Origin of the sequence: Candidatus Phytoplasma pyri (assembly GCF_046600495.1) — a bacterium.
In the GTDB taxonomy this organism is placed as follows: Bacteria; Bacillota_I; Bacilli_A; order Acholeplasmatales; family Acholeplasmataceae; genus Phytoplasma; species Phytoplasma pyri.
In genome coordinates this window covers 224,004-230,003 of the sequence record NZ_JBKIOZ010000001.1, presented here as the reverse complement: position 1 = coordinate 230,003, position 6,000 = coordinate 224,004, and the positions used below count along the sequence as shown (strand labels likewise).

The following is a 6,000-nucleotide window of genomic DNA, read 5'->3' as shown; positions in this document are numbered from 1 at the left end:
ATATTTTATTTTAAAAAATTAAAAATTTTCTTTAAGCAAATATATTATAACATGTAAAAAAAACAATGTCAATAATTTATTATTTTATAAAATTTATTATTTAAAAAATAAAAATTGAATTAGATATTGTAATTTTAACATAAATTAAATTATTTTTTTAATATTATTTACAAATAATTAATATAATCAAATAATAAAAATTATAATAATATTAATTTTAAAAATTTAAATTAATTAAATAATGATTTAATTAAAATTTAAAAAAAGTATATTATAAAATATAATAATTTTTTAAAAAATCCAATATAAAAGATAAAAAATATATTTTATTTTTTATCTTCTAATAATAAATATAAAAATTACTAATAAAAATTTTATTTCAATCATTTATTTTTAAAAATTTATGTAAAATTATTTAAATTTAATATATATAATTACTAAAAATTATAAAATAAATGTTTTTATAAAAATTAATAATATATTTTTTTAAAATATTTCTTAATTTAAAAATTTTAGTATATTCTAAATAATTTTATTAGTTGAAAATATTATTAAGGAGTTTAATGAAGTTTTTTACTTATAAAGATTAAAAAAAAATTTATATATTTATACTTTATATTATAAATTTAAATTTATTTATGTTTTAGAAAATTAATTGTATAAAAAACATATTTTCTATAATATTTTTAATTTAAATTGTAAATTTTATAATTATTATGTTAATTAATATTATTAAAAATTAAAAAAATAATAAATGATGTTGAAAAAAAATAATTGATATAGCTATTTTTTAAAAATAAATTATATTTCAATAAAATAAAATAAAAAAATATTATTACTTAATATCTAAATTATTTTTTTTTTTTATAAAAATAAGATTTAAGTAATTTTTGATATTCTTCAAAATTATTATAATTTTTATTTTTCATAAAATAACGTTTTAAATCTCTAGATAAAAAAATTCTAATATCATCACTGTTATATCCTACTTGAATTTTTTTATCACATACAATGATTGGTGTTCTTAAAATACTAGGATATTTAATAATAATATTTTTTAACTCTATAACATTTAAATTTTCAAAATCAATTTTTTTTTCTTTATAAATATTGGACCTCTTAGAAATTATATTTGTAAAACCATGTTCTGTATTTTTTAATATAAAATTAATATCAAAATAATTAATTTTATAAAAATTTAAATTAAACTCTTTATAATCCAATTTATGTTCATCTAACCAATTTTTAGCTTTCTTACATGAAGAACTACTTAAACTAGTATAAATTCTAATCAATTTATATATTTCTTCTCCTTTATAATAATTTAATTCATATTTTTTAAATATTTAATATTAAATTATTTAAAATTTAAAATAATAATTAATATATGAAAAAAATTATAACAAAAAACAAAAAATATTCAACTAATAGGCAAATATATAAAAAAAATATAACAATAATTTTAAAATTTAGTCGCTAATTGTATTGATTTTTATGAAAAATTTAAAAAATAAATAATTATTAATTAATAATTTAACTATTAGACTATCACTATTATATTTTGATTACAAATTTTTTATTTAAAAAATATGAAAATAAAATCAATAATCAAATTAAAAAATTAAAATTATATATTATCATACTTCAAAAATAATTTTTTAAAAAAATAGTTTAAAAAAAGATTTTTTTCCTTAGTTTTTTATTATTTCGTAAAATATTTATTGATTTTTTCATTTTTTTAAAAAAAAAAAATCGATATTTATCGATTTAATGAGTTAAATTTATTCAATTTTAAAAAATTAAAATTTTGGTAAAACTACATTTTGTTAAATTATGTTTCTATTATTCAACAAATTATTTAATAAAATAAATTATTTTTATTTTTAATATAATTTAAAATTATTCCAAAGAAGATACTTTATTTTTATAATTTTCTAAATAAATCATTAAAATAGAAATATCAGTAGGATTAATACCTGAGATTCTTGATGCTTGACCTAAATTATAAGGTTTAATTAAATCTAGTTTTTCTTGTGCTTCTTTAGATAAATTATGAATTTTATGATATTCAATATTAGTAGAAATAACTTTACCTTCTAATTTTAATAATTTATTAACTTCTTTTTGTGCTTTTTTTATATATCCTTGATATTTAGTTTGAATTTCTACTTGTTCAAAAATAGAATGGTCAATATTTTCTTTAAAAAAATATTTTAAAAAATGAGTATTTATCTCTGGTCGTTTTAATAATTGTGATAAACTAGTTTTTTCACAAATTAAAGAAGATTTAAATTTTGATAAATAACTTAAATTTTCTTCATTAGGTTCTATTTGTAAATTTTCTATTTGTTTTAAAACATCTTTAATTTTATCTTTTTTTGTCTTAAATTTTTGATAATTTTCTTCACTAATCAAAGACATTTCGTAAGCGTATTTTTTTAATCTTAAATCTGCATTATCATGTCTTAATAATAAACGAAATTCAGCTCTTGAGGTTAATAAACGATAAGGTTCATGAGTTCCTTTATTAATAAGATCATCAATTAAAACACCAATATAAGCTTCATTTCTCTTCAGAATAAAAGGTGGTTTGTTTTCTATTTTTAAACTAGCATTTATTCCAGCCATTAAACCTTGACAAGCAGCTTCTTCGTAACCACTAGTTCCATTAATTTGACCTGCAAAAAAAAGATTTTTTATTTTTTTAGTTTCTAAACTATGATAAAGTTGATTAGGATTTAAAGCATCATATTCAATAGCATAACCATATTTAACAATTTCTGCATTTTCTAATCCCGAAATTGTTTTTAAAATTTTATGTTGTACGTGTTTAGGCATGCTTGTCGAAAGACCTTGTAAATACATTTCATTTAACTTTAAACTTTCTGGTTCTATAAAAATTTGATGTTGATTTTTATTACAAAATCTAACTACTTTATCTTCTATTGAGGGACAATAACGTGGCCCTTTCCCTTCAATATAACCACCATACATAGATGATTGTTTTAAATATTTATTTATAATATCATTAGTTTTTTGATTAGTATATGTTAAAAAACAAGGCTCTTGTTTTCCCATTGTGTTAATAGGAGAATCAAAACTAAAAGTTTGAAAAATATCATCACCATGTTGTATTTTAGTTTTAGAATAATCAATAGTATTTTTTTTAATTCTAGGTGGTGTACCAGTTTTTAAACGAATTATTTCAAAATTATTTTGTTTTAATTGTTTACTAATTCCGTAATTAGTAGGATTATTATTAGGTCCTGATAATATTTTATCTTCACCTATAAAAATTTTACTAGATAAATATGTTCCGGTTGTAATAATTACTGTTTTGGCCAAAATTATACTTTTATTATTTAATTTAACTCCTTCAATTTGATTATTATTAAGAATTAATTCTTCTACTAATCCTTCTAATAAAGTTAAATTATTAGTTTTTTTTAATATTTTTAAAATAACTTTTGGATACTTCAATTTATCAATTTGCGCTCTTAAAGCTCTAACAGCAGGACCTTTAGAACTATTTAGCATTTTCATTTGAATTTGAGATAAATCTGCTGCTTGGCCCATAATACCGCCCAAAGCATCAATTTCTCTTACAACTACACCTTTAGCTGGTCCCCCAATTGCAGGATTACATGGTAAACAACCTATTTGTTCTAAACTTCCTGTAATTAATAAAGTTTTTTTGTTTTTTTTCGCTAAAATTAAGGCTGCTTCTATTCCTGCATGACCACCACCAACAACAATACTATCATAATTCATTTCTATAAAATTTTCTCCTTTTATTGATTATTTTGCATCATTAAAAGATTTAGGTTGATAATTTTTTTGTTGTTCTAAAATTTCTTCATATTCTTTAGAACCTATAATTTTTTTTATTTTGTTAATTGTTTCATTTAAATTATCATTTTTTAATAATATAAAATATTTTTGTTGTTTTTTAGTTATAAAAATAGTACCTAAAATAGGAAATAAAATCGATAATAATATTATTATAAAAGCATAATTTTCTAGTACGTCTAATTTCCAATTTATAATCAAAAACAAAACACTTATTATAAAACTAATAAAAACATAAAAAGAATATTTTTTTTGAAATTGTAGTTGTTTTTCAAATAAAGAAATCATAAAATTAATCCAAATAATATTTATTTTTTTTTGATATAAAATTTTAAAATTTTTATAATATTCTTTATCTATTAATACTCTAAAAAATCCTTTATCCGCTGTATAAACAACAAATTGACGTGAATTTATTAAAGGGTTTTTATATTTACTCTGTTCTATATAATAAAACTCTATTCGATGTTTACCTTTTTCATTTTCAAAATCTTCAATTTTAAAAGGTTCTCCTTCGACAGAATTAAATATAACATCTAACATTTTTATTTTATTATTTTTTTTAAAATTAAATAATTTCATATAAAAAACCTCTTGTTTTTTCAATAATAAATAATTTCTTGACATCTTGTTATCTTTAACATAAATTTATAATTTATGGCTGCTTCAATTAAGTTCTGACCAGATTCATTATTCATTTATTCAAGTACAAGATGTCAAGAAATTATTTATTATTATGTTTATTATTTTGATTAACAATTTCTTAAATTTTTAAAAAAATTTTTCAAAAGTATCTTATTTTCCTTAGCTAAAAGACCTGATTCAGTAATTATTTTATGTGGATAATTTAATTTTAATAAAGAAATTATACTATCAATAGAACCGGATTTATAATTATTAACACTATAATAAATTTTGTTTATTTGAGTTTGAATTAATGCACCTGCACACATAAGACAAGGTTCTAAAGTAACATAAATATTAATTTTATTTAAACGACGATTTTTAAATTTTTTGTTTAATTTCATCATTAATAAAAATTCTGCATGTCCAAAGAAAATTTGTTTTTTTTCACAATTATTATGTGTTCTTTCAATAATTTGATGATTCAAAACAGCAACAGCTCCAACAGGAACTTCATTTTTATAATAAGCTTTTTTAGCTTCTTTAAATGCTTCTTGCATAAAAAATAAGTCTTCATTTAACATAATTTTTTTTCAATATTCTATTTATTTTTTAATTCGTGATATTTTCTATTTCTTGGCTCATATTTTACAATTTTATTTTTTTCTGTCATTATTATAGGTTCACTATTTTTAGCAGGTTTTTGATTTATTAATCGCTGTGTTCTATTGGCTGGTTTACCACTTACAGAACAAACACTTTTTAATTTTGTTACTTTATCAGCAATAGCGAGTAAATTCGGCATTGATCCAAATGGTTTACCCCTAAAATCTAAATCTAAACCTGCTATAATAAATTTTATATTTTTATTAGCTAAACTATCTACAATATCAACTATTTGATTATCTAAAAATTGTGCTTCATCAATAACTATTACTTCTGTATCATTTTTAATAAAATCTAAAATTTCTTTACTTTTTTTAATAACAAAAGAATTTATAGTATTTTGATTATGTGATATTAATTCTTGTTTTTTTGAAAAACGTGTATCTAAATAAGACTTAAAAACTAATACTTTTTTATTTAAATTTTTTAATTTTTTAATAATTTCTATTAGTTTTTCTGTTTTACCTGCAAACATTGGACCACAAATTATTTCAATTAAATTATTTTCATCATATGACATTTTTTAAAATCCTATTTTTTTAAAATAATTAGTTATTGTTAACAATAATTTTTATTTAGTTTTATTTTGATAACGTTTATTAAATTTATCTACTCGACCTGCCACTGTAGTAAAATTTTGTTTTCCTGTATAAAAAGGGTGACAATTAGCACAAATCTCAATATGAATATTATCTACTGTAGTATCAATAACGTGTTGTTTTTTACAAGTTGCACAAACTAATGAAATTTTTTTTAATATTGGGTGTAATTTTTTTTTCATTTAACACTAATCTCCTATATTAACTAGATTTTTATGAAAATTTATTTTTAATACTAAGTAATCATATTTCATATTATTTT

General features: G+C 18.1%; 6 protein-coding genes. All 6 read right to left on the bottom strand.

The window, feature by feature from the left end; translation table 11 throughout:
* Positions 1-851 precede the first annotated feature (851 nt).
* Positions 852-1,295 carry a Spx/MgsR family RNA polymerase-binding regulatory protein gene (locus ACLHHF_RS01140; protein ID WP_411307995.1) on the bottom strand — a complete coding sequence of 148 codons (444 nt, stop codon included), beginning with the start codon at positions 1,293-1,295 and terminating at the stop codon, positions 852-854.
* Positions 1,296-1,899: 604 nt separating this feature from the next.
* Positions 1,900-3,771, bottom strand: a complete 1,872-nt coding sequence (mnmG, locus tag ACLHHF_RS01135) for a tRNA uridine-5-carboxymethylaminomethyl(34) synthesis enzyme MnmG (protein WP_411307994.1) — start codon at positions 3,769-3,771, stop codon at positions 1,900-1,902.
* 27 nt (positions 3,772-3,798) lie between these two features.
* Positions 3,799-4,431, bottom strand: a complete 633-nt coding sequence (locus ACLHHF_RS01130) for a hypothetical protein (protein ID WP_411307993.1) — start codon at positions 4,429-4,431, stop codon at positions 3,799-3,801.
* 170 nt (positions 4,432-4,601) lie between these two features.
* Positions 4,602-5,057, bottom strand: coding sequence for a nucleoside deaminase (locus tag ACLHHF_RS01125; protein ID WP_411307992.1), 456 nt, complete (start codon positions 5,055-5,057; stop codon positions 4,602-4,604).
* A 17-nt stretch (positions 5,058-5,074) separates the two neighbouring features.
* Positions 5,075-5,659 carry a thymidine kinase gene (locus ACLHHF_RS01120; RefSeq protein ID WP_411307991.1) on the bottom strand — a complete coding sequence of 195 codons (585 nt, stop codon included), beginning with the start codon at positions 5,657-5,659 and terminating at the stop codon, positions 5,075-5,077.
* A gap of 51 nt (positions 5,660-5,710) precedes the next feature.
* Positions 5,711-5,920: a 50S ribosomal protein L31 gene (gene rpmE, locus ACLHHF_RS01115; RefSeq protein WP_411307990.1), complete on the bottom strand. Its 210-nt coding sequence runs from the start codon at positions 5,918-5,920 to the stop codon at positions 5,711-5,713.
* Positions 5,921-6,000: the final 80 nt, after the last annotated feature.